We start from the raw sequence: 26,088 nt of genomic DNA, 5'->3' as shown, positions 1-26,088 counted from the left end.
CCTTCCGTCGCCGTCAGCCATAGCGGGCGGCAAAGGCCGCTTTCAGCGCCTGCTGTAGGCGGGCGGGGCGTCCGCCGCTCACCTGCCACGCCTGCCGTACGTCTGCTTCCGGCAGCGCGCAGCCCGTGCTGCGCAAATACTGCCGCGCCAGCGCCAGCGCCTCCTCCACGCGGAACAGGGGCATGTCCATTTGCTGGCAAATATTGAACAAGGGCGAAGATAAATCCTGGCTGTCTGGGAACAGGCGAGACAACGGCGTGCGGCTGGCAATGAGCAGCACAAATGGCTGCCCCGGACCATCCGCCAGGCCGCGCAGTTGTTCCCGCAGGGCGCGGCTGAAGCTGGCCTGGTTCATCCGCTCCGCCTCATCCAGGCAGAGGACGATTTGCCGCCCGCGCAGCCGCCGCGCCAGGCGAGCGGGCGGCAGGGTCGGCAGTTCCAGTTCCTCGCAGAGCAGGTCAAAGAAGTCCGTCTCCCCCTGCACCAACTGCAAATCCAGGTAAATGAAATCCGCCGCCGCCCGCTCCAACCAGGCGGGTCCCTGCTGGACTACCTGCCACAAGAGCGACGACTTCCCCGTTTGCGACGCCCCTACCAGGGAAACGTTGTTGCCCTTGCGCAATTCATGCAGCAACTGCCGCGTGAATGGCTCCCGCGCCAGGTACTGCTCCGCCGCCATGATCTTGCCCAGTACGCCAAACGGATTCAACGGCGGCGGCGCGGGCGCGGCCGGCGGCGCGGATTGCAGCGTGGATGGCGATGCATGCTGGTTTAGCAACCCCGCCACCCGTGTGGGATCGGCAAGCTGGCGCGCCAGGTGCAGCAATCGCTCGCGGCAGGCATCTTCAGCCGGCTGCCGCATCCCCAACACCAGCAGCAGCAGCGTCAGCACCGAGACCTGCTGTTCCACGGCCTGCTTCTGCCAGAAATCGTTCAGCAAATAGTCAATCAACTCCCCCAACGAATGACCTTTCTGCAACTGACTCTGCCATGGTTGCAGCCACGGGTGGGCAAAAATAGCCCACAACTGTGCATACGTGGTAAACCCGCCGCATTCTTTCAAGGCGGCGGGCATTTCTTGATACAAAGCTGGCGACAACCCATCTTCTGGCGCTCCGTCCATCGTTTACCTTCCCTCCACAAACATATCAGGCGCGATGGGCAGAGTATAATCCAAGTGCGACGCCCTGCAAAAGCGCGTCGCACTTCATCGTTACGGCAGGGCGGCGCGGATGACTTGTTCGAACGCCTCGAACGGCTGCGCGCCAAAGAGAAGCTGGCCGTTGATGTCAATGGTGGGGCGAATGGCGATGTTTTGCCGGCGGCGGGCGTCATCGTGCTGCGTCACCAGGTCGTGCGCCTCGCCGCTGTCGTAGCAGCTGGCAAAGGCGGCCTGGTCCACGCCCACGCTGGCGGCGGCGTTGACGAAGTAATCGCGGTCCGCACGATAAACGCTGCCCTGGTCGGCAAAAAAGGCATCATGCAGCGCCCAAAAGGCCAGCGGGTCCTGGAAGCCGGCGCAGTAGGCGGCGGCGGCGGCGTTGAGGCTGTTGGTTCCTAAGTCCAGAATAGGGGAGAACTCGACTTTTACCTGGCCCGTGGGCACAAATGTGTCCACGATTTGCTGCTCTGCGCCTAGCACGTAGGCGCGGCAGGTGCTTCAGAGGAAGTCGGAGTAGTCGCGCACGGTGACGGGGGCGTCTGGTTGGCCGAGGTAGAAAATGCCGGCATCATCCCGTCCCGCGCTAGATTCTGGTGAGGTCGTCGCCGTAGGCGGGGCAGCCGTGGGTTCTGTTGGTTCCGCCGCAACGGGCGCTTCCGTCGGCGCGGTGGTGGAAACGGCGGCCACTGCCGTATCCGTGGGCGCAGGCGCGGCTGTCGTGGGAGCCGTCGTTATGGTGGCTTGGGCCACGGCAGTGGGCGCTTCCGTGGGCATGGCTGCCGTTGGCTCCAGGGCAACCTGCGACTGCCCGCAGGCAGCCAGCAGGCACAGGAGCAGTAACAAAATCAGGGTTTGTTTCATCAGGATTTTCCTTTTTAGTGATGCAGCACGCCGCCTGGAACGTTCCGGCTAAAGCCTCCACTCCCCCCATGTTTCGGCTAGAGCCTCCATTCCCCCATGAAATTCGAAAGACCCTTCCACATTTTCCCCTCGCCAGCCGTCTAGCGAAGTCCATAGTTGTGCGGCGTGCGCTCTTCGTTGCGGTCGGTGGCCGGGGGCGGTTCGGGAGACAGGGCGGCGATTTCGGCGCGCAGTTCCGGCGTCATGGGGATGTCCACGCTGCGCAGCGACCCTTCTAGCTGCGCCACGCTGCGCGCGCCAATGATGGGCGCGGTAACGGCGGGGTGGCTGCCTACCCAGGCCACGGCCAGCGCGACGGGATCGTAGCCGCGCGCCCGCGCCAGGGCGGCGAAATCATCCGCCACGTCCATGACCCACTCATCGCCATAGCGGGTCTGGTACATGGTGTTCTCCACCAGTCGCCCACTCTGCGGCTGCCGGTCGCGCCCGTATTTGCCGGTGAGCAGGCCGCCGCCCAGCGGGCTGTAGGGAATGACGCCCAACTGTTCGGAGGCGGCCAGGGGCAGGAGTTCCACTTCCGCCTGCCGCTTCACCAGGTTATACATCGGTTGAATGCACTCGAAACGCGCCCAGCCTTCTTTGGCGGAAATGCCCAGCGCTTTGGCGATCTGCCAGGCGGCGAAGTTGCTGGCGCCCAGGTAGAGGACTTTGCCCTGCCGCACCAGGTCGTCCAGGGCGCGCAGGGTTTCGTCGAGGGGGGTGCGCTCGTCGAAGCGGTGGATGAAGTAGAGGTCGATGTAGTCTGTTTGCAGGCGGCGCAGGCTGGCGGTCACGGCCTGGTGAATGTGACGGCGGGATGCGCCCATGGCGTTCATGTCTGGCCCCATGGCGAAGTAGACTTTGCTGGTGATGAAGATTTCGTCGCGGGAGCCGGCGATGAGGCGGCCCAGGATTTCCTCGGAACGGCCACGCTGATACACGTTGGCGCAGTCGAAGAAGTTAATGCCGGCATCTCGACACCGCGCATACATCTCCCCCGACACCGCCTCATCCGCATCCCCACCAAACGACATCGTGCCAAAACAAAGGTTGGAAACCTTCACCCCCGTGCGTCCTAAAAAACGATATTCCATGTCATTCTCCTTTGCGAGTTTGCGAGTTTGCGAGTTTGCGAGTTTGCGAGTTTGCGAGTTTGCGAGTTTGCGAGTTTGCGGTTATGCGGGTATGCGAGTTTGCGAGTTTGCGAGTTTGCGAGTTTGCGAGTTTGCGAGTTTGCGAGTTTGCGAGTTTGCGAGTTTGCGAGTCGGCGAGTCGGCGGGTCAACTTGCCACTTGCCCCTCGCTACTCGCTACTCGCCCCTCGCGAGTTTGCGAGTTTGCGGTTTCTGAGTTTGCGACTTTGCGAGTTTGCCCTCGAGTTTGCTTCGCGAGGAGTATGCGAGTTTGCGGGTTTGCTCGCTCGCGCCCCTCGCCCCTCGCTACTCGCCCCTCGCCACTTGCCCCTCGCCACTTGCCCCTCGCTACTCGCCCCTCGCTACTCGCCCCTCGCTACTCGCCCCTCGCCCCTCGCCCCTCGCTACTCGCCCCTCGCCCCTCGCTACTCGCCCCTCGCCACCCTCCCCACATGCACGGCAATCGTACCGAACATGAACAGACGATAGCTGACGTCCGTGAAGCCGACACGGCGCATGATGTCCGCCAGCGAGTCGGGGTCTTGAAACATTTGCGTCGATTCCGGCAGGTAACGGTAGGCGTCGGCGTGCCCGGCGATCAACCGCCCCAGGGTGGGGATGATGGTGTTCAGATGAAAGCGGATAAACGGCTCCATGGCATTTTTCTTGGGCGGGCTGGATTCCAGCACCACCACCCATCCGCCGGGGCGGGTGACGCGCATCTGCTCCCGAAACGCGCCGGGCACATCAATCACGTTGCGCATGAGGAAGCCGGAGGTGACGGCGTCGAAGGTGTTGTCGGCAAAGGGGAGGGCCAGGGTGTCCGCGCCCACCCAGCGAATGCGGCGGCGTTCCGGGCGCTGCCGGCCGGCCTGCATCATCTCCAGAGTGAAGTCGCCACCGACGGCGCGCAAATCGGGGACCTGGCGCAATCCTTCGAGGGCGATTTCGCCGGTGCCGGTGGCGATGTCCAGCAGGCTGCCGCCGGCGGGCAGGCGTGCCTGGCGGATGACGTAGCGCCGCCAGCGCACGTCTTGCCCGGCCGTCATCAGTCGATTCATGAGGTCGTAGCGGGTGGCAATGCCGGCAAACATCCGCTGCACATATTTCGCCCGTTCCTGACCGGTTAACTGTGCCATCTCTCTCTCCCCGCGAATTACGCAAACAAATCCTGATTTTGCCGCACCCAGGCCACCAGATCGGCGATGCCCTGGCGCGGGGAGATGGTCGGCTGCCAGCCGAGGGCGGCGGCGGCGCGGCGGGTGTCGGCGATGAACACTTTTTGGTCGCCCGGACGCCAATCGCCGTACCGCACGGGGACGGGGTGGCCGAGCAGGTCCGCCAGCAGGGGGCCGAATTCGGCCCAGACGGAGAGGGTGTTTTGTGGGCCGCCGCCGAGGTTGAAGGCTTTTCCGGCGAGTTCGTGGCTACGGGAAATGCCGGCATCATACGCCCGCACCAAATCCGCCACATGCAACAAATCCCGCACCTGCTTCCCATCCCCATAAATCGTAATCGGTCGCCCCATCACGCTGGCGATGACAAAATGCGCCACCCAACCCTGGTCCTCCACGCCAAACTGTCGTGGCCCATAAATGCAGGATTGGCGAAACGTCACCGTCTGCAAGCCATAGATGCGCGCATAATCCACCATGTACTGGTCTCCCGCCCCTTTGGAACAGCCATAGGGTGAGTGAAAATCAAGCGGATAATCCTCGCTCACCCCATGCGGAAAATCAGCGTAGGCGTAGCGGCTTTCCGCCTCCACCACGCGCACCTCCTCCATGCCGCCGTACACCTTATTCGTGGAGGCATAGAGCACCGTCGCCCGCGGCGCGTGATGGCGCACCGCCTCCAGCACGTTAAACGTGCCCAGGGCGTTGATCTCGAAATCTTCGCGCGGGTTTTGCACGGAGGTGGTCACGGCCACCTGCGCCGCCAGATGCAGCACGACATCCGCGCCGCCGATGCCGCTTTCCAGCGCCGCGTAGTCGCGCACATCGCCCACAATCAGATCAAAGCGGTCGCCATGTTGCTGTCGCAGCCAGGGCAGATTGGCCGCCGCCCCCTTGCGGGAGAGGTTATCGAAAAGGGTGACGTGGTGGCCCTGGCGCAAAAAAAAGTCGGCGCAGTTGCAACCAATAAAGCCCGCGCCGCCGGTGATGAAGATGTTCATGTAATGTGTTCCCAGGAAATGTGGCTTTTGGTGAGTGGCGAGGGGCAAGTGGCGAGGGGCGAGTAAGTGGGGGGGCTTGCGCCAAATGCCGGCACACAATCAATGATCAGCCAGTAAAATTTTAAGGCGAAAACCAGCGCGGAACACCATTCCTCAAAGGAGTGCCGTTCCTGGCAGTAAGTACGCTTTATTGTACACGCTCGCCGACAGACGGGCTTACCGTTTGCAGCCGCGCCCGGAGGATAGTCCAATGGCGGCGCAAGTTTGCCAGGGCGATGTCGTCCAGCGGCTCCAGCGTCATCACCAGCGCATCCTCGCCGTTGTCGTTGTAGTAGTGAGGACGCTCGCCCATGACGACGAAATCGTACTTTTTGTACAGCAGTTGCGCCACCAGGTTGGTGCGGCGCACTTCCAGGGTGGCGATGGTCGCGCCCTGGGCGCTGGCCTGCAAAAGGGCGTTGAGGAAGAGCAGTTCGCCCAACCCGCGCCCGCGCCAATCAGGACGGACAACGATGGTGCTGATGTGGACTTCGTCCACGATGAGCCAGTAGCCGGTGTAGCCGACCAGCAGCGGGGCCTCCGCGCCATCATCCCAGAGGAGAACCTGGTAGTGAGCCAGATCGTTGCGCGTGAGTTCATGCCGGTAGCCGCGGGCGGACCAGGGCTGGGTGTAGACCTGGCTCTCGATGTCCATCACGTTGTCCACGTCGTCCAGCATCATGGGGCGCAGGATGAGGGGCGCGGGGGGATGGATGGCTACCTGGTCGGGGGTGGGAGCGTGGTTAATCAAGGTGGTGTTTTCCCGTAGGGTAGGGTCATGGCGTGATGGGTTTGCCGGCAGGATCGCGCAGATAAAGGGGCGAGAGGGCGGCGGCATCGTCCGCCTGTCCGCGACGGAGGCGGTTCCAGGCGATTTGAGCCAGGTATCCGGCACGGCGGACGTTGACGGATGCCGGCATAACCTGAAACCCCTTTCCCGCCTGACGAATCAGCCGCGCCGCGTCCGCGTCAATCTCCCCCGCGAAAAATGCCGGCGCTTCCACCACAGCCAGCAAATCCTCCCAGGCGTAAATGTCCGGCGCGCCTCCTGGCTGCCAGCCGCGCCGTTTGTGCCAGCGGTAGCGCCCGGCGCAAACGCGGCTGCGCCCCGCCTCGGCAATGGCGATCAGGTCGCCTTCTTCCTGCCCAATGCCCGCCGCCAGGATGTCCAGCGTGGACACGCCAAACAGCGGCAGGCGATGGGCAAGGCTCAGCCCCTTGGCCACGCCCAGTCCAACGCGCAGGCCGGTGTAGGAGCCAGGACCAATTGCCACGCCTATTCCTTTCAGGTCTGAGGGGGAAATGCCGGCACGTTGCAACACAATCGCAATCGTCGGCGTCAACGCCACCGTCTGCGTGTTCATCGATTGCCAGCCCAACTCCGCCATGACCGTTTGCCCGTCATGCAAAGCCAGGCCAAGCCAGCGAGTTGCGGTATCAATAGCTAATAGCATGAGAAAAATGAAGTGATAGTTGTCAGTCTTACTAACCAGCTTCCGGGAAGGCCGTCATCGTCTCAAACACCGAAGGCGCTCTGGCGGAACAACTTCAGCAATTCCAGAGAACGGTCTTCCGAGGCGGAAATGCGTACGCCACGGCGCGTCTCATTGATGTGCCGCAACGCTATAGTGAGGCGGTCGGCGGGCAGCAACGCCTCAATCCGCTCCGGCCATTCAATCATGAGGACGGCGCGGCTGGCGAACATATCCTCCAGCCCCACCGTAATCGCGTCCGCCAGCGTTTCCAGGCGATAGCAATCCACATGGTACAGCATCAGGCCATCACGCAGGCGCGGATATTGGTTCACCAGCGTGAACGTGGGGCTGGTGACACGCTGCCCTGCGCCCCAGCCGCGACCAATGCCCCGCGCCAGCACGGTTTTGCCCGCGCCCAGTTCCCCGGAGAGACAAATCACGTCCATCGGTTGCAACAGTTCGCCCAGGCGCACGCCCAATCGCTCCGTTTGCGCCTCGCTGCTGCTGATAAAATCCAGCGTCTTATCGTCCAGAATCGCCATACTATCATTATACCCTTTTCCGTCGCAATCATGGTATCATAGCAAATCGTCGTAAAGGAATCACCATGCGTTTACTCATCATCTCCGACATTCATGCAAATCTAACCGCGTTGGAGGCTGTTCTGACGGATGCCCAGGGAGCCTGGGACCAGGTTTGGTGTCTGGGCGATGTGGTTGGCTACGGCCCTGATCCGAACGAATGCGTGACGTTGCTGCAATCGCTGCCGCACATTTCGCTGTCCGGCAACCACGATTGGGCCGTCCTGGACCGGCTGGACATCAACACCTTCAACCCGGAGGCGCGCCAGGCCATTGGTTGGACGCAAGATCAGTTAACGCCAGAAAGTCGCGCCTACCTGGAAGAACTGCCGTCGCTGATCTTCATTGAGCCAATCTTCACGCTGGCGCACGCCAGTCCGCGCCAGCCCGTCTGGGAATACATTTTGGACGCAGCCACGGCTGCCGTCAACTTCAATCACTTCGAGACAAGCAACTGCCTCGTCGGGCATACGCACGTCCCCATCATCTATGCTCTGCGCGACGACCGCGTGACGACGCGCGCGCCGCTATATGGACAGCCATTCACGCTGAACGAGAGCGAGCGGCTGATCATCAATCCGGGCAGCGTAGGCCAGCCACGGGATGCCGACCCGCGCGCGGCTTATGCGTTGCTGGACCTGGAGCGAATGACGTGGGAGCATCGCCGCGTGGGGTATGATATTGACGCCACACAGGAGCGAATGCGCCGGCATAATCTGCCCCAGCGCCTGATTACGCGCCTGGCGTATGGCTGGTGAGGGAGGAGTTAGTGGATAGTGGTTGGTGGATAGTGGTGGGGGGAACCTTTCTTTTTCCCGGTTCGTCTGTTTCGTAACGCAATTATTGTTCGTATCGCGGCGTTGCCTCAGCGCCGCGAAGTGAGAACATCTTCCCGGAAGCTGTTACCCACGGCCATCATCTCGGATGAAGCTTCCGGGAAGATCATTTTCAAATGAGAACATCTTCCCGGAAGCTGTCACCCACGGCCATCATCTCGGATGAAGCTTCCGGGAAGATCATTTTCAAATGAGAACATCTTCCCGGAAGCTGTTACCCACGGCCATCATCTCGGATGAAGCTTCCGGGAAGATCATTTTCAAATGAGAACATCTTCCCGGAAGCTGTTACCCACGGCCATCATCTCGGATGAAGCTTCCGGGAAGATCATTTTCAAATGAGAACATCTTCCCGGAAGCTGTTACCCACGGCCATCATCTCGGATGAAGCTTCCGGGAAGATCATTTTCAAATGAGAACATCTTCCCGGAAGCTGTCACCCACGGCCATCATCTCGGATGAAGCTTCCGGGAAGATCATTATAGACGTTGGCGGACGAGGTTTCTATCTACTTTTCACTATCCACCGACCACTATTTTTGTAGGAGTGAACCCATGAAGAAGATATGGCGGTTTGGTTTATACTTGGCCCTGGCGACGCTGGTTTTAGCGGGTTGCGCGGGAACTGCGGAACAGTTGGAAGTTCAGCGTGTGGTGGCATCGGAGGATTCGGCCAGTTTCGCGGAGGATATCGCAGGCGAGGCCGCGCCGATGACGATTGCTCAGACCTCTAATATGGCGGCGGATGTGGAATTGCCGGCACAACCCATGATCATCCGCACCGGCAGTATCAGCATCATCGTCGCCAGCACCGAGGAAACCATGAGCAGCATCTCCGGCCTGGCCAGCGGCATGGAAGGGTGGGTCGTCAGCAGCAACCTCTACCAGTATGGGCAGGCCAACCGGGGCAACATCACCGTGCGCGTGCCCGTGGCCCAGTTTGACGCGGCCATGGCCCAGATCAAGGCGCTGGCGCTGGAAGTGAACAGTGAATCCTCCAGCGGCCAGGACGTGACGGAAGAGTACGTGGACCTGACGGCGCGTCTGACGAATCTGGAGGCCACGGCGGCCCGTGTGCGCGGCTTCCTCGACGAGGCGAAAGATGTGGAAGACGCGCTGGCCGTCAACCAGGAGTTGAGCAGCCTGGAGGCGCAGATTGAGCAGATCAAGGGGCGTATGAAGTATTTGTCCCAGTCGGCGGCTTTCTCCACGATTGAGGTGGAAATCACCCCGGATATTTTGTCGCGGCCCATCGAGATTGTTGGCTGGCGCCCGCAGGGCGTGGCAAAGGAGGCCGTGGAGGACCTGGTTGAGTTCTTGCAGGACCTGGCGGACTTCCTCATTCGCTTTGTCATCTACGCGCTGCCGCAATTGTTGATTTTGGGCGTGCCGGCATTTTTCATCATCCGCGCCATCATCCGGGCCATCCGCAAACGCCGCCAGCCCGCCCCCCCATCCCCCGAAAACTAAAGCCTCGCCCGTTTCACGCGACGCGCCATCCCCCGGCGCGTCGCGTTCTTTTTTCCTTAAAAGTCGCTTTTCCCGCTTTGCTTTCCCCATAATCAGGTATAATCCCCCCTGTTGTTATCGAAAAATTCACGTTGCGGATAAGGTGCAACATACCTTCTTCGCTTCACCGCCGCACCGACGCCGTGCTCATCCCGCCTCCATCGCGGCCTGCCCGTTATTCGCTCATGGACCGACCTGTTTGCCGGCCCACCCCATGCCCGGCGCAGGCTTCGCTCCCCATTCTTCTAATTGAGAAAGATACCTGGCATTTCCGGCAGACGAACGAAAACTCGCGTCATTTGCTGTCAGGGATGCCGGCATCCTCCAACCTCCATCTTTTTTACCCATGATTTCCGAGGCCGACCGCCCCGCGCGTTCCCTCCGAAATCGCCTGAGCCATCGCGCGCCCTTTCCCCCGCCGCATGGCCCCATCCGACAAGGAGTAAACATGACAGGACGTAGGTTAATTGCATTATTTTCTTTACTGGCGCTCGTGCTTCTGTTCTCCGCCGGGCGCAACGCCACCGTTTCCCAGGCCGCGCCCGCCGCGGGCCACCACTTCGTGCGCGTAGCCGCCGCCGACATCCAGGCCGCCGCCCAGGTCGGCCTGAACCCCGTGCGCGCCTTTGACTACGGCGCATTTCAATGGCTGGAACTCACCGACGCCGACTTCACCCGCCTGGCGGCCAGCGGCGCGGCCTACACGGAAGTGCTCGACGCGGGTTACGTGCATGTTCCCGGCTACCGCTTCGATCCCTTGCTGGACGGCGAACCAACGGTAACGCCCAACCTGCAAGCCGGCGACGCGGGTGCTGGCTTCCGCCTCGTGCAGCTCGCCGGCCCCACCAATGACGTCTGGCTGGCGCGGCTCGAAGCCAACGGCCTGCGCGTGCTGCAATACTACCCCCACAACAGCTTCCTGGTCTGGGGAGATGCCGCCGCCGCCGCCCGCGCCGCCAACCTCGAATTCGTGCGCTGGCAGGGAGCCTTCCATCCCGCCTACAAGATTAATAGCGACCTGCAAGGACGCACGGGCCTGATCAATAACGTGGACATCATGTTCTACAACGATGGCGACCCGCGGGCCACGCTGGCGACCATCGCCCAACTGGGCGGCAACGTCGTGCAGTACTACCCGTCGCAGCCCGACAAGATGTTCTTCGACGCCATCGTGCAGTTGGACGCCGACGCCGTGGAAAGCATCGCGCAAATGAACACCGTCTTGTGGCTCGGCTACGCCAGCCCGGAAGCCGGCCTGGAAGATGAAATGTCCAGCCAGATTTTGGCGGGCAACTACACGGGCGGCGTGCCCTTCACCGGTTATTATGACTGGATCAACGACGTGGGCTACGATGGCAGCGGCGTCATCTGGGGCATCATTGACACGGGCGTGGACTACGACCATCCCGATCTGGGTCCGCACATCGTCAGCGGCTACAGCTACCCTGGCGCGTGCAACCCGGCGGGGCAGCCCGGCTCTGACTGTTCCGGCGGCGGTCATGGTACGCACGTTGCCGGCATCGTCGGCGGAGACGCCACGGCCGGATACACAGACGCCAGCGGCTTCCTCTACGGCCTGGGCGTCGCCCCCGGCTACAGCATCTTCGCTTCCAACTCCCTCTCCGCTCCCGCCTGGCCCCCCACCGGCGGCTGGCAAGAACACAGCAAAAACGCCGTCATCGGCGGGGCCATTGGGGGTAACAACTCCTGGACCACCGGCGAAGGCACGCAGCACGGCTACCAGGCCAGCGAGCGCACCCACGACATCATGGTCCGCGATGGCAACTTCGACACCACCAGCGTGGCCGAACCGTTCATCGAAGTGTTCTCTGCCGGCAATTCCGGCTTCAGCGGCCTCACTTCCCCCAAAGAAGGCAAAAACCTGATCGTCATTGCCAGCAGCGTCAACTACCGTGCCGGCAACATCGAAAACATCTCCAGTTTCAGCAGCCGCGGCCCCGCCGTTGATGGCCGCTGGGTTCCCACCGTCGCCGCGCCCGGCGAAGAAATCGCCTCCGCCCGCAACGACCTCGGCGGCAGTTGCTCCACCGCCATCCCCGGAACCAACAACCTCTACGCCTTCTGCTCCGGCACCAGCATGGCCGCCCCGCACGCCTCCGGGGCCATCACCCTCTCCACCGAATGGTGGCGCACCTTCAACAACGGCGCGGATCCCAGCCCGGCGATGGCCAAAGCCCTACTGGTCAACGGCGCCGTGGACATGGGCACGCCCGACATCCCCAACATCAACGAAGGCTGGGGCCGCATCAACACCGACAACATCGTCAACAACCCCCTGCCCACCGAGTATTACGACCAGGAAATGATCTTCGGCAATACGGGTGAACAGTGGACGCTCTCCGTGGGCGTCGCCGACCTCAACCAGCCGCTGAAAATCACCCTGGCCTGGTCTGATGCCCCCGGAGCCGTCGGCGCCAACCCCGCCCTGGTAAACAATCTCGACCTCACCGTCATCAACGGCGGCAACACCTACCACGGCAATGTCTTCGCCAACGGTTGGTCCGCCACCGGCGGCAGCGCGGACACGATCAACAACCTGGAAAACGTGTACGTGCAGAACCCGCAGGGCAGCGTCACCATCGTCGTCGATGCCATCAACATCAGTGGCGACGGGGTGCCCTACAACGGCGACACCACCGACCAGGACTTCGCCCTCATCTGCAACAACTGCGTTCTCTTCCCCGACTTCACCCTCACCGCCGCCCCCTCCAGCCGCACAATCTGCACGCCCAACAATGCCTACTACAACGTGAGCGTGGGCAGCCTGCTTGGCTTTAGCGATCCGGTGAGCCTGAGCGTCAGCGGCCTGCCCGGCGGCGCGGCCAGCAATTTCTCCGTGAACCCGGTCACGCCTCCCGGCTCCAGCATGATGACGATTGGCAACACAGGCGGCGCGGCCCCCGGCAACTACACCCTGACGATTACGGGCATGGCGCCCACGAGCACGCACACGACCGACGTGAACCTGAGCGTGTACAACGCCGCCCCCGGCGCACCCACGTTGATCGGTCCCGTAGGCGTGGACCAGCCGCTGGTTCCCACATTCACGTGGAACGCGGCCAGCCAGTCGGCCATCTACCTGTTGGTGGTGAAAAATATCGGCACGGGTGAAGTGCGCTATGCCGTAACGCCAGACACCAGCTATACGTTTGGCTCGCCGCTGGACCCGTATGCGATCCATGCGTGGTCGGTGCGCGCGTACAATCCGTGCGGCACGGGCAGCTTCGCCCAGTTTGGCTTCTTCCGCACGCAGGAGATTCCGCCCATTCTCCTGGTGGACGATGACGACAACAACCCGGACGTGCGCGCATCGTACACGGATGTGTTGGATGGCCTGGGCTTGCTGTACGATGTCTGGGACACGGCCAACACCGACAATGAGCCGGACGTGGCCACGCTGCTGCAATATGACGTCGTTATCTGGTTCACGGGTGACGAGTTTGGCGGCGCGGCGGGGCCGGGCGGCGCGACAGAAGGGGCGTTGGGAACGTATCTGGATGCCGGCAACTGTCTCTTCATCAGCTCCCAGGATTACCTCTACGACCGCGGCCTCACCGCCTTCATGAGCAACTACCTCGGCCTGGCTTCCGGCGCCAATGACTCCGGCAACTACACCAGCGTCACCGGCCAGGGAACCGTCTACGGCGGCCTCGGCCCCTACACCCTCGGCTACCCCTTCACCGACTACTCCGACATCTTCAACCCCGCCGCCAATGCGGAACTCGCCTTCATCGGCAACAACGGCAACGGCGCGGCCATCGCCAAAGATAGCGGCGTCTACAAGACAACGTTCTGGGGCTACCCCTTCGAGGCGCTCCCCGCCGGCGACCGCGGCGTGGTCATGCAGACGACGCTTAGCTGGTGTGGGCAGTAGTTGATAGTTGATAGTTGAGTTCACTGAAAAAACCGGGTTTTTCGATTGTCCGACTGAAATTACCAGAGTGATTCACGTGTAAAAACCCGGTTTTTGGCCTTTTTTCAGTTGACTGCTTGTAGTTGGTGGTTGTTGGCAGTCAAATGCCGGCAACCACCAAAGGGTGCGACGTGCTGCCATTGCACGGCGCGTCGCACCCGCTGCTCTCTCCGCTTTTTCCATAGACGGCACACAAAAGGAATAAGGTACTGATGCAATTCTCTTCCCCTAAGTCAAACAAGTGGTTGTGGCTGGTTTTGCTGCTCCTGCTTGGCGGCGGTTTGCTGCTGGGCAGTCGTGGCGGGGCCGCTACCGCCGCGCCCGTAGATGATACGACGGCGATCACGCTGACGCCGGCGGCGTATGCACAACTGCGCGGCGTGCAGCCTATACACATGGTCGATTACGGCGCATTTTTGTGGTTGGAACTCTCGGCATCTGATTACGCGCGCGTGCAAAATGCCGGCATTCCCCACCAACTCGACGCCAACTTCACCACCCTCACCCTCGGCGAACTCACCTGGGACACCCGCCGCGGCGGTCCCGCCCTCCCCGCCGGTTGGGCCGAAGCCGCCAACAGCGGCCCCGACTACCGCCTCGTGCAACTCATCGGCCCCACGCGCCTCGAATGGCTCACCGCCCTCGAACAAAGCGGCCTCCAACTCGTGCAATACATCCACCCACACACCTACGTCGTCTGGGGCGAACCCGCCGCCCTCAACCAGGCCGCCGCGCACACCTTCGTGCGCTGGACAGGCGACTTCGCCCCCGCCTACCGCCTGCTGCCCTCCTGGCGACGCCTGGACAGCCGCCCCCTGGACGCCAACGTCCTCATCTATCGCGGCGCGGACGTAGACGGCGTGCTGCGCCAGCTTGCAGCCACCGGCGCGACCATCACCGACCAGGCTACCCTCAACGCCACCTGGGTCATGGCCGGCGTCACCCTGGCCGGCAACCAACTGGGCGCGGCGGCCCGCATCCCCGGCGTCTACAGCCTGCAGCCCAACCCCACCAACGGCGGCCTGCGCGGCGAAATGAGCGACCAGATCAGCGTCGGCAACTACGACCAGAACAACCAGGCGTATCCGGGCTATCCGGACTACCTGGCGAACATCGGCGTGGATGGCAGCGGCGTGATCATCGCCAACGTGGATGGCGGCGTGCAAGACAACCACCCCGACCTGGTGAACCGCATGGTTCCCTGCACGGGGACAACTTGCGGCGGCGGGGCGGTCAGTTCTCATGGGACGCACACTGCCGGCATTATGGCCGCCGACGGTTCCTCAGGCACAATGGATGGCTTCGGCTTCCTCCGTGGCCTGGGGCAGGCCCCCGGCGCAAACCTCGTGGAGCAGGTCTACAGCCCCTACTACACCCAACCGGGCGGGATGCTCCTGCTCATGACCGACTCCTACAACAACGACGCCTCCCTCTCCGGCAACAGTTGGGGACCATCCGGCTCCCCCCTGGGCTACGACGACGACACCTTGCAGGTGGACATCGGCGTGCGCGACGCCGACCCCGACGCCCCCGGTAACCAACCCCTCTCCTACATCCTCTCCTTCATGAACGGCAACGGCGGAACCAGCAGCCAGGGCACGCCCGACGAAGCCAAAAACATCTTCACCATCGGCTCCACCAAGATGCAGAACTCCAACGGCTCCCAGATTCTGCAAATTGACGACCTCTCCAGCAACAGCGCGCATGGACCCGCCCTCGACGGGCGCACCATCCCACACATGGTCGCCCCCGGCTGCCAGGTAGATTCCACCTACTCCGGCTCCTCCTACGCCCTCCTCTGCGGAACCAGCATGGCCTCGCCGCACACCAGCGGCGCAGTCGCCGTCTTCATTGAGTATTACCGCAACCTCTATGGCGTGGACCCCAGCCCCGCCTTGATCAAGGCCGCCTTCCTGCCCGTGGCCCACGACCTGGCCGGCCACCTGGACGCCGATGGCGGCGTTCTCGGCCACCCGTTTGACAGCAAACAAGGGTGGGGACGCATGAACCTGGATGCCGCCGTCAATCCCGACGTACTCATCCAATACTTCGACAACCCCACTATTCTGGACAACACGGGTGAAGTCTGGAGCCAGACACTCTCCCCCGCCGACCCCAGCAAACCGATGAAGATGATGCTCGTCTGGACGGACGCCCCCGGGCATGGTCTCGGCGGCAGCACGCCTGCCTGGAACAACGACCTGGACCTGGTTGTCACCTACCAGGGCAACACCTACTACGGCAACCAGTTCGGCGTGAATGGCTGGTCCACCCCCGGTGGCAGCGCCGATTACCGCAACAACACCGAAGGCGTCTTCTTTGGCCCCACGGCCAACGGCGCGGCCCAGGTGCAGGTGATCGCCGCGGACATCAACTCCGACGGCGTCCCCAACATGGGCGACGAAACGGACCAGGATTTCGCCCTGGTGTGTTACAACTGCATCACGCAGGCGGACTTCACCCTGGCCGCCGCGCCCGCGTCGCGCACCATTTGCGCCCCGGCCAATGCGCATTATGACATCGAAGTGGGCAGCGTTTTGGGCTACAACGATCCCGTTAGCCTGAGCGTGAGCGGCGTGCCCGGCGGCGCGGTGAGCAACTTCAGCGTCAATCCCGTGGTCCCCCCCGGCAACAGCCTGTTGACAATTGGCAACACCGGTGCAGCGGCGGCGGGCAGCTACGCCCTGACGATTACGGGCATGGCGCCCACCAGCACGCACACCACGGACGTCGGCCTGAACATCTACAACGCCAATCCGGGCGCGCCCACGCTGGTCGGCCCCGTGGGCGTGGATCAGCCGCTGGTTCCCACGTTTGAGTGGAGCGCGGCCAACCAGGGCGCGATGTACCTGCTGCTGGTGAAAAACATCAGCAGCGGTGAACTGCGCTACGTGGTCACGTCGGAGACTAGCTACACGTTTGCCGCGCCGCTGGACCCGTATGCGATTCATGCCTGGTCGGTACGCGCCTACAATCCGTGTGGCGCGGGTCCGCTGGCCCAGTTTGCCTTCTTCCGCACGCAAGAGATTCCGCCCATTCTGTTGGTGGATGACGACGACAACGGCCCGGACGTGCGCGCCGCGTATACGGCGGCGTTGGATGGAATGGGCTTGCAGTATGACGTGTGGGATACGAATAACTCGGACAACGAGCCGGATGCGGCCACGCTGCTGCAATATGACGCGGTGATCTGGTTTACGGGAGATGAGTTTGGCGGCGCGGCGGGTCCCGGTTCGGCAGGTGAGGTGGCGTTGGCGGGGTATTTGAATGCCGGCAACTGCCTCTTCATCAGCGCCCAGGATTACCTCTACGACCGCGGCCAAACCGCCTTCATGTCCACCTACCTCGGCCTCGGTTCTGGCTCCAACGACAGCGGCAACTACACCAGCGTCACCGGCCAGGGAACCGTCTTCAACGGCCTCGGCCCCTACACCCTCGCCTACCCCTTCACCGACTACGCCGACATCTTCAACCCGGGGGGCGGCGCGGAAACCGCCTTTGTCGGCAACAACGGCAACGGCGCGGCCATCGCCAAAGACAGCGGCGTCTACAAAACCACCTTCTGGGGCTACCCCTGGGAGGCCATCTCCACCGCCGGCGCACGGCAGGAAGCGATGGCGACCTTCCTCACCTGGTGCGGCCAGTGAGGCATCGTTAACCACCTTCCCGGAAGCTGTCCTGATATGAAATAATTGAGCTTCCGGGAAGGCAAGATCATGGGGTATGAAGGCTTCATACCCCATACCTCATCCCTCATACTTTTCACAGGAGGTTCTTTTCAATGAATCGTGCAAAAATTCTGGCGTTTGTCAGCCTATGTTTCAGCCTCGTCGCCCTCATGCTGCTGCTGCCGGGCGCGTTTAAGCAGCCGGCCAGCGCGGCGGACCTGCCGGACGGTTTGGCCGTGGGGGGTCAGCCGTTGAAAAATGTGGCGGTGTTGACGATGCCCGCCGTGGATAATGAGGCGCTGCTGGCGGAAGATCAGGCCAATTATGGCCCTGGCGTTCCGGTGCGTTTCGCGCTGCCGCTGGATGTGCGCGTGACGCCGGCGACGCATGGAACGTGGGAGACGCTGGCGGATGGCTCGCTGCTGTGGCGGCTGCGCATCAGCTCCCCGGGGGCGGTTTCCTTGAATCTGGGTTTTACGCGGTATAAAATGCCGGCACACGCCCAACTCATGCTCTACACCCCCGACTACCGTACCGTGCGCGGCCCCTTCACCGCCGCCGACAACGAACTGCACGGCCAGTTCTGGTCCCCCATCCTTCTCGGTGACGAAATCGTCATCGAAGTCAGCCTCCCCGCCGCCGAACAGGACGCCCTCAGTCTCGAACTCACCGCCGTCAACCACGGCTACGCCGAATTTGGCAGCACCCAACGCTTCCTCTCCGGCGCGTGCAACGTAGACGTTGTCTGCCCCGAAGGCGACCTGTGGCGAGACGAAATCCGCTCCGTCGCCGTCATCAGCACTGGCGGCTCCACCTTCTGCACCGGCTTCCTGGTCAACAACACCGCCCAGGACCTCACCCCCTACTTCATGACGGCCAACCACTGCGGCATCAACAATGGCAACGCGCCCTCGCTGGTCGTTTACTGGAACTATGAAAACTCCTGGTGTCGCCCCGTGGACGATCCCGTCAATGGGCAGCCCGGCGACGGCAACCTGAGCCAGTTCCAGTCGGGTTCCTTCTGGCGCGCCTCCTACAGCCCATCCGACTTCACCCTGGTGGAGCTGGATGACGCCCCCAATCCGGCATTCAACGTTCATTGGGCCGGTTGGGATGCCACCCCCGCCGACGCCACCTCCGCCACGGCCATCCACCACCCCAACACAGACGAAAAGCGCATCAGCTTTGAATTCGACCCCACCACAACGACCTCCTACCTGGGAACCAGCGTCCCCGGCGACGGCACGCACGTGCGCGTGGAGGATTGGGACGTGGGCACGACGGAACCCGGCTCCTCCGGTTCGCCGCTGTTTAACCAGGATCATCGCATCATCGGCCAGCTTCATGGCGGTTACGCGGCCTGCTACAACAACCTCTCTGACTGGTATGGGCGCGTTTCTGTTTCCTGGACAGGTGGCGGCGGCAGCAGCAATCGCCTGGTGGATTGGTTGGACCCGATCAATAGTGGCAACCTGGTTTTGGATGGGCGGGATATGATTGAAGCACCCGACTTCAACATCTCCGCTACACCAGAATCGCGTAACGTTTGTGCCGGCAGCAACGCCCTCTACACGCTCACCATTGGTCAGGAAAACAACTACGCCGACCCCGTCACCCTCAGCGTCAGCGGGCAGCCCGGCGGAACCACCCCCTACTTCAGCGTCAACCCCGTCATTCCGCCCGGAACCAGCGACATGGTCATCGGCAACACCGGCAGCGCGCCTGCCGGCAGCTACAGCCTGGAAGTGATGGGCATGGCTCCCACCAGCACCCACACCGTCACCGTTGGCCTGATCATCAACGACAGCGCCCCCGGCAACGCCACCCTCATCGCCCCCTACGGCGTGGACGCCCCGCTCGTCCCCACCTTCCAATGGTCGGCGGCCAATCAAGGCGCATCCTACCTGATCGTGGTCAAAAACATCACCAGCGGCGAACTGCGCTATGCCCTCACCAAAGAAACCAGCCATACCTTCAACACCCCGCTGGACCCGCTGAGCATCTACGTCTGGACCGTGCGCGCCTACAATCCCTGCGGCGCAGGTTCCTTCGCCCAGCCATTCTACTTCCGCACCCAGGACATTCCCCCCATTCTCCTCGTCGACGACGATGACAACAGCCCCAACGTGCAAAGCAGTTACACGGCGGCGCTGGATGCTCTGGGCCTGGGGTACGACCTGTGGGACACGAACAACAGCGACAATGAGCCGGACGCAGCCACCCTCCTCGCCTACGACGTAGTCATCTGGTTCACGGGCGACGAATTTGGCGGCTTTGCCGGCCCTGGCTCCGCCGGCGAAACGGCGCTTGCCTCCTATCTGGATAACGGCAAATGCCTCTTCATCAGCAGCCAGGACTACGTCTGGGATCGCGGCGTGACCGGCTTCATGCAGAACTACCTGGGCGTGGCCTCCGCCACCAGCGACGTCAGTCAGGCAACCGTCACCGGCGCAGGCACTGTGTACGGCGGCCTCGGCCCCTATACACTGCAATACCCGTTCACCAACTACAGCGACCAGATCAACCCTGGCGCGGGCGCGGAAACGGCATTTAGCGGCAACCAGGGCAGCGCCGCCGTGGACAAGGACAACGGCGTCTACAAAACCACCTTCTGGGGCTTCCCCTGGGAAGCGCTGCCGAACGCGGCCACCCGCCAGCAGCTCATGAGCACCACGCTCAACTGGTGCGGCGGCAACTAAACCCGTTCCGCTTCTCACCACCCCTTTCAAAGCAAAAGCCACCTGTCGTCCGCGTCAGGTGGCTTTTTTCGTTGCCTCTTTTCAGTTGACCGTTGATAACGGCAATTCTCGTTTTGCGGGGCGAGTACTGTTCCGCGCCAGGGCGCAGCGCCGAGGCGACGCCCTCGACTCGGGCGGAAACAACTTGTGTTCCCCGTATTTCTGTGAGAGGCAATGGGCTTATGGGTTATCAACAAAAGTTCCGCGCACTCCTAAGGAACGGATTTAAATGAGACAACGAAGTTGTTTCTTTACCGTTCCTTCAAACTGGCGATCCCATTCCGTACTTCATTTCATCGTCACTCCCAAGCCAGATTGGACCCATTTTCCCTGGTGAAATGGGTCCAATCTCCAGAGAGCGTTAGTAGTCACTCAAAACAACTTCCGGGAAGGTGGGCGGGAAAAGATGCGTGCCGTTTGGTCGCGCAATTGGTATAACTACGCTATGCATCTGGCAATGAATGGGTTTTTTTGGAACCAACCGCATACGGGCAGCGGGCAGTATACACGGCAGCTTGTGTATACGTTGAATCGACTGGTTTCCGACCTGTCCATTACGCTGGTTTATCCGCACGTGGACGGAGATTCCGCGCCCGCCGATGTGCCGCCAAGCGTGCGCGTCGAGGCCGTGCCCACACGCCCCGGCCACCTGGGCAAGGTCATCTTTGAGCAGCTCGGCTTCCCGCGCGCCTGCGCCCGCATCGGGGCCACGATGGCGCATGTGCCCTACTGGGGCAGCCCACTGCGCTCCCCCGTGCCCCTCGTCGTCACCGTCCACGACGTCATCACCCGATTAACGCCGGAATACCGACGGGGGGCGGGGGCGCGGCTGTACCAGTCGTTGGTGGCGGCGAGCGCGCGCGGCGCCACGCAGGTGATCACCGATTCCCACGCCAGCAAAGCGGACATCGTGCGTCACCTGGGCATCCCGGCGGCGCGGGTAACGCCCATTCACCTGGCGGTGGGCGCGGCGTACACGGAGAAGCCGAATTTGCTGTTGGATATGGCCGTGGCGCGCAAATATGACCTGCCTGACTTTTACGTACTGTACCTGGGCGGCTACACGCTGCACAAAAATGTGACGACGCTGCTGCTGGCGTACACCTACGTGGCGCAGGCGATGGGCGCGGATTATCCGTTGTTGCTTGCCGGCATTAAACCTACCGCCACCTCGTCCCATTTCCCCGACTATGACGGCTACATCGGCAGACTGGGGCTGGGCGACCACGTTCGTTGGCTCGGCTTCGTCGCCGAAGAAGATAAACCCGCTCTTTATCGCCAGGCCAGCGCCTTCGTCTTTCCCAGCCGCTACGAGGGATTCGGCCTGCCGCCGCTGGAGGCCATGGCCTGCGGCACGCCCGTCGTCGCCACGGACATCGCCTCCTTGAGCGAAGTCGTCGGCGACGCGGCGCTGGCAATGGCACCGGACGATGAGCGGGGGATGGGGGGGGCGATTATTGCCACGCTGGTGCAGGACAATCTGGCCGCGGAACTGCGGCAAAAAGGGCTACAGCAGGCGCGCAAATTCTCCTGGGAGCAGACCATGCGGGAAACCTTGCAAGTCTACCTGCGGGCGGCGTCCGCGTAACCCTTTCCCGAATCACCGCGCCAGACCGGCCCCGTTTGTACCTCCCCCACGACCATGCTAAAATGCCGCCCGAATCAATGGTAACATCTTCCCGGAAGCTGTTACCCAGGGCCATCATCCGTGACCAAGCTTCCGGGAAGATCATTTTCAGAACTCACCACCCATCAATAAGAACATCTTCCCGGAAGCTGCTACCCAGGGCCATCATCCGTGACCAAGCTTCCGGGAAGATTATTTTCGTAGGAGACTTCACCGGCTGTCTCCGACCACCATGAATGAAAATGGTGTGCCGTCGTAGCCCGATTTTCCAAATCGGGCGGGCGATTTGGAAAATCGCCCTACATTTTCGAAGGAGATGCCTATGCGCGTGCATCAGGATTTAGGGGTTCAAGTGGCGGCGGCGTTGCAATCGGCCCAGACGGCCGGCGACCTGCCAGCCTTTCCCATTCCGGCCATCAAAATTGAACGACCGCGGGATAGCTCGCGTGGCGACTATGCCACGGCGGTCGCCTTGCAGCTTGCCCGCGCGGCGCGTATGGCTCCGCTGAAGATAGCGCAACGGATTGCGGAGCATTTGCCGGCATTAACCTATCTGGAAGCAGCCGACGTCGCCGCACCCGGATTCATCAACTTCCGCCTGCGGCATGGCTATCTGCAAAATCTGGTGCAAGAAATCGTGGACACCGGCTCCCATTTTGGGGATTTTGACCTGGGCGCGGGCAAAAAGGCGCAGGTGGAGTTCGTCAGCGCCAACCCAACGGGGCCGATCACAATTGGGCGCACGCGCGGGGGCGTGATCGGGGACACCCTGGCGCGGGTGCTGGCAACGGCGGGGTATGAGGTGACGCGGGAGTATTATTACAACGATGCCGGCAATCAAATACGCCTCCTCGGTGAATCCGTCAAAATCCGCTACCGGCAAATTCTGGGCGACGCCGTCACCCTCGGCGACGAACATTACCAGGGAGACTACATCTACTGGATTGCCGCCGTCCTCGTAGGGCTGCATGGCGACACCCTGCGCAACGCCCCCACGGAAACCTTCGCCAATGTCGCCAGAAACACCATGTTCGCCAACCAGAAAGCCACCCTGCGCCGCGTGAACATCGTGCATGACGTTTACTACAATGAGCAAGACCTGTACACCAGCGGGCGCGTGTGGCAGGCGCTAAACGCGCTGGCGGCCAAAGAGATGGCCTACCAGGAAGACGGCGCGTGGTGGTTCCGCTCCACGGCGGTGGGAGACGAAAAAGATCGTGTGCTGGTGAAATCAAGCGGCGAACCCGCCTACCGTATGACGGACATCGCCTATCACTGGCACAAGGCGGAACGGGGTTTCGCCCTGGTGGTGGATATTTTTGGCCCCGACCACCATACAACGGCGCAAACGGTGCTGCAAGGGGTGCAGGCACTGGGCTATTCGCCCGACTTCGTGCATACGCTGATTCACCAGATCGTTTCCTTGATGCGGGATGGAAAGCAAGTGCGCATGAGTACACGGCGCGGCCAATACGAGGCGTTGGATGATCTGGTGGACGAGGTGGGCGCGGATGCGGTGCGTTATTTTATGCTGGCGCGGTCGGCGAACAGTCCGGTGGAGTTTGATATGAATCTGGCGGTGGAGCAATCGGACAAGAATCCGGTGTTTTACATTCAGAATGCGCATGTGCGTTGTGCCGGCATTTTCCGCAAGTGGCAAGAAGCGGGATTCGATCCCCACGCCGACGCCGACGCTGACCTCAGCCTGCTAACGCACGAATTTGAACTCAACTTCCTGCGCAAAGCCCTCGAACTGCACGAAATCCTGGAACAGATCGCCACCACCTACGAACCACACCACATCGCCTTCTACGCCTACGACCTGGCCGCCACCTTCCACCCCGTCTACGAAGCGTGCCGCGTGCTACACAGCGACGTTCCCGAACCACTGCGTCTGGCCCGCCTCCGCTTCTACCGCGCCGCCCAGATACTTTTCGCCCGCGTACTGGACCTGATGGGCATGTCCGCCCCCGACGTGATGTAAATGACGAGATGGGTTCATTCTCCAAGAATGAACCCATCCTGGCAAAGTCAGATGGGAAGAAGTGGATAGAAGTGCGTTATTTGTGTTTCGTCGCCAGTTGACGGTTGTTTATTGACTCGCAAACAGGACGTGGATGAACGCAGTAAGGCCAATCCAGAAAAATATCGATCCGGAAAAGGCGCGATTTTCTGGATTGGCTTGAGGCTTTTTCAGTGTGGCGCGCTCCGCTCATGGAGAACGCCTATGCAAAAGGACCACGGAAATGGGGCTAAAAAACGACGCCTGGATCCGCCGCATGGCGCAAGAACACCGCATGATCGAACCGTTTGTCGATGGACAAAAACGGGAAGGCATCATTTCCTACGGCCTTTCCTCCTATGGCTACGATATCCGCATCACGGACGAGTTCAAAATCTTCACCAATGTCCACTCAGCCATCGTTGACCCCAAACATTTCGTCCCCGAATCTTTCTTCGATTTTAAGGGAGACATCTGCATCATTCCCCCCAACTCCTTTGTCCTATCCCGCACGGTGGAGTACTTCCGCATCCCGCGCGGCGTGCTCACCATCTGCATCGGCAAATCAACCTACGCCCGCTGCGGCCTCATCGTCAACGTCACCCCTTTTGAGCCAGAATGGGAGGGATACGTCACGCTGGAAATCTCCAATACAACGCCCCTGCCGGCGCGCGTCTACGCCAATGAAGGCATTGCTCAGGTACTCTTCTTCGAGGGAGACGACGTGTGCGAAACCTCCTACGCGGACCGCAAAGGCAAATATCAACGCCAGGAAACCATCGTCCTCCCCCGAATCTGACCTGTAGCCACGCCAAATCGCCCCCAAATCACGCCCTTTTGCCCCAGGCCCTTAACCCTTCATGAATGAACGTTGACGCGGCTCCCACGTTGTCATAGATTCATGTTAGCATTGCACCTGCGTACAACAGGCGCACCCTCGTTTGGGTGCGCCGCGCTTCTGACGGTCGTTCACCGTGTGGAGCGCGGTTTTAGGTCAAAAACGAACCCGAATACGTCAACTCAACCCCCTATCCACCTCCGTCCTGGCGCGTGAGCAGTTTCATGGAAATAACCACTTATCCACCGATCTACGTTCCACCGCATGATCCCCTGCAACAAACGGTCAACCGCCTACATGGAGAACTGCTGGGTATGTTTCAGGTGCGGCAAACCTCCAGCAATGTCAACGGGCAGGTGATCACGTTTAACGGGCAGTGGCTCTACGACACGGAAGCCGGTTTTAGCGAAGTTGAGCGCCGCTTCCAGGCGCATGGCTATACCACTCTGGTGCGCCGTGACAAAGGGCAAGACATCATCATTGCCGTGGAGGGTGTGGTAGAAAAGGCGAAGACGGGCAACCCCCTGCTAAACTTGTTGCTGCTCCTGCTCACCATCATCACAACGTTGGCGGCGGGGTCTGGGCTGGCGGGGAAGAGCTTGGTGAGCGCCCTCATGAACGGTTCGCCCACGGCCATCATTGCATCCGCCCTGGCCGGCCTGCCGTTTGCCCTGGCGCTTTTGAGTATTTTGGGCGTGCATGAATTGGGGCATTACGTGGCCGCGCGCGCGCATGGCGTGGTGGCGACGCTGCCTTATTTCATCCCTATGCCGTTTGGCGGATTGGGCACGCTGGGGGCATTTATTTCGCTGAAGTCGCCGCTCAAGAATCGCAAGGTGTTGTTTGATATTGGGCTGGCGGGGCCGGTAGCCGGATTTTTGGTAGCCATGCCGCTGCTGCTGGCTGGACTGTGGTTGTCGCAGCCGGTGCCCAGTTTTATGCCGGGATTGACTTTGCGAAATGCCGGCAGTTCCCTCCTCGTCGATTGGATGGTTTCCGTCTTTTACCCGCTGCCCGCCGGACGTACCCTGGCGATGCACCCCATCTTCTTTGCCGCCTGGTTTGGCCTCCTGATCACAGGCATCAACCTTCTCCCCATCGGCCAGCTAGATGGTGGCCACATCGCCTACGCCCTGTTTGGCCGCCGCGCCCACAGCCTCGCCCTGGTCACGTTCGTTCTTCTGCTCATAGCCGGCACGTTTCTCTCCTACAACTGGTACGTCTGGGCCTTCTTCGTCCTCCTCGGCGGGCTGCGCCATCCCGCCCCTCTAAACAACGTCACCCCTCTCGACCCCAAACGCAAACTGGTAGGCTGGCTCAGCATCCTCCTCTTCTTCCTCATCATCATCCCGACCCCCTTCAGCACGCCTTCCCTTCCGTTCCTACGCTGACGCCCATCACGAATGGGTTGCACCTATCCCCTCGTTTCTCGCGGGAACCTCGTTGGTGTACACCGGCGGGCATGATAAAAT

At 61.6% G+C, this 26,088-nt stretch carries 18 protein-coding genes; 9 read left to right on the top strand and 9 right to left on the bottom strand.

From position 1 onward, the window contains the following. Positions 1–13: 13 nt before the first annotated feature. The 9 genes from H6650_18035 to tsaE all read right to left on the bottom strand — a co-directional run bounded on the left by H6650_18035 (position 14) and on the right by tsaE (position 7,426). On the bottom strand, positions 14–1,123 hold the full coding sequence (locus H6650_18035; GenBank protein ID MCB8953910.1) for an ATP-binding protein: 1,110 nt from the start codon (positions 1,121–1,123) through the stop codon (positions 14–16). A 90-nt stretch (positions 1,124–1,213) separates the two neighbouring features. After that, a complete protein-coding gene (locus tag H6650_18030; GenBank protein MCB8953909.1) occupies positions 1,214–1,618 on the bottom strand; it encodes a thioredoxin domain-containing protein in 405 nt (134 codons plus the stop codon). A gap of 42 nt (positions 1,619–1,660) precedes the next feature. Beyond that, a complete protein-coding gene (locus H6650_18025; protein MCB8953908.1) occupies positions 1,661–2,023 on the bottom strand; it encodes a hypothetical protein in 363 nt (120 codons plus the stop codon). Positions 2,024–2,163: 140 nt separating this feature from the next. Continuing rightward, positions 2,164–3,156, bottom strand: coding sequence for an aldo/keto reductase (locus tag H6650_18020; GenBank protein ID MCB8953907.1), 993 nt, complete (start codon positions 3,154–3,156; stop codon positions 2,164–2,166). 463 nt (positions 3,157–3,619) lie between these two features. Then, a complete protein-coding gene (locus H6650_18015) occupies positions 3,620–4,333 on the bottom strand; it encodes a ubiquinone/menaquinone biosynthesis methyltransferase (GenBank protein ID MCB8953906.1) in 714 nt (237 codons plus the stop codon). A 17-nt stretch (positions 4,334–4,350) separates the two neighbouring features. Continuing rightward, positions 4,351–5,370 (bottom strand): GDP-mannose 4,6-dehydratase, encoded by a 1,020-nt coding sequence (locus H6650_18010; protein MCB8953905.1) that lies wholly within the window; start codon positions 5,368–5,370, stop codon positions 4,351–4,353. Positions 5,371–5,557: 187 nt separating this feature from the next. Continuing rightward, positions 5,558–6,247 carry a ribosomal protein S18-alanine N-acetyltransferase gene (rimI, locus tag H6650_18005; protein ID MCB8953904.1) on the bottom strand — a complete coding sequence of 230 codons (690 nt, stop codon included), beginning with the start codon at positions 6,245–6,247 and terminating at the stop codon, positions 5,558–5,560. After that, entirely contained in the window at positions 6,186–6,863 is a 678-nt protein-coding gene (gene tsaB / locus H6650_18000) for a tRNA (adenosine(37)-N6)-threonylcarbamoyltransferase complex dimerization subunit type 1 TsaB (protein ID MCB8953903.1), read from the bottom strand. Before tsaB ends, rimI begins: the two co-directional genes overlap by 62 nt. A gap of 62 nt (positions 6,864–6,925) precedes the next feature. Beyond that, on the bottom strand, positions 6,926–7,426 hold the full coding sequence (tsaE, locus tag H6650_17995; GenBank protein MCB8953902.1) for a tRNA (adenosine(37)-N6)-threonylcarbamoyltransferase complex ATPase subunit type 1 TsaE: 501 nt from the start codon (positions 7,424–7,426) through the stop codon (positions 6,926–6,928). A gap of 65 nt (positions 7,427–7,491) precedes the next feature. Between tsaE and H6650_17990 the strand changes: the two genes are divergently transcribed. From H6650_17990 to H6650_17950, 9 genes are all read left to right on the top strand, one after another. Then, the gene (locus H6650_17990) at positions 7,492–8,223 is read left to right on the top strand and encodes a metallophosphoesterase family protein (protein MCB8953901.1); all 732 of its coding nucleotides are present in this window, start codon (positions 7,492–7,494) and stop codon (positions 8,221–8,223) included. A gap of 632 nt (positions 8,224–8,855) precedes the next feature. Further along, on the top strand, positions 8,856–9,770 hold the full coding sequence (locus H6650_17985; protein ID MCB8953900.1) for a DUF4349 domain-containing protein: 915 nt from the start codon (positions 8,856–8,858) through the stop codon (positions 9,768–9,770). 487 nt (positions 9,771–10,257) lie between these two features. Continuing rightward, complete coding sequence (locus tag H6650_17980; protein MCB8953899.1) at positions 10,258–13,704, top strand: S8 family serine peptidase; 3,447 nt, start codon at positions 10,258–10,260, stop codon at positions 13,702–13,704. A 251-nt stretch (positions 13,705–13,955) separates the two neighbouring features. After that, the gene (locus H6650_17975; GenBank protein MCB8953898.1) at positions 13,956–17,390 is read left to right on the top strand and encodes a S8 family serine peptidase; all 3,435 of its coding nucleotides are present in this window, start codon (positions 13,956–13,958) and stop codon (positions 17,388–17,390) included. 134 nt (positions 17,391–17,524) lie between these two features. Then, complete coding sequence (locus H6650_17970) at positions 17,525–20,110, top strand: trypsin-like peptidase domain-containing protein (protein MCB8953897.1); 2,586 nt, start codon at positions 17,525–17,527, stop codon at positions 20,108–20,110. Between the two features lie 496 nt (positions 20,111–20,606). Next, complete coding sequence (locus H6650_17965; GenBank protein MCB8953896.1) at positions 20,607–21,737, top strand: glycosyltransferase family 4 protein; 1,131 nt, start codon at positions 20,607–20,609, stop codon at positions 21,735–21,737. Positions 21,738–22,098: 361 nt separating this feature from the next. Continuing rightward, the gene (locus H6650_17960; GenBank protein MCB8953895.1) at positions 22,099–23,760 is read left to right on the top strand and encodes an arginine--tRNA ligase; all 1,662 of its coding nucleotides are present in this window, start codon (positions 22,099–22,101) and stop codon (positions 23,758–23,760) included. A gap of 262 nt (positions 23,761–24,022) precedes the next feature. Then, the gene (locus H6650_17955; GenBank protein ID MCB8953894.1) at positions 24,023–24,577 is read left to right on the top strand and encodes a dCTP deaminase; all 555 of its coding nucleotides are present in this window, start codon (positions 24,023–24,025) and stop codon (positions 24,575–24,577) included. Between the two features lie 518 nt (positions 24,578–25,095). Then, positions 25,096–26,007 (top strand): site-2 protease family protein, encoded by a 912-nt coding sequence (locus tag H6650_17950; GenBank protein MCB8953893.1) that lies wholly within the window; start codon positions 25,096–25,098, stop codon positions 26,005–26,007. Positions 26,008–26,088: the final 81 nt, after the last annotated feature.

This window comes from Ardenticatenales bacterium (assembly GCA_020634515.1).
Lineage (GTDB): Bacteria > Chloroflexota > Anaerolineae > Promineifilales > Promineifilaceae > JAGVTM01.
The sequence above is the reverse complement of the archived record's forward strand: the minus strand, read 5'-3'. Positions and strand labels throughout refer to the sequence as shown.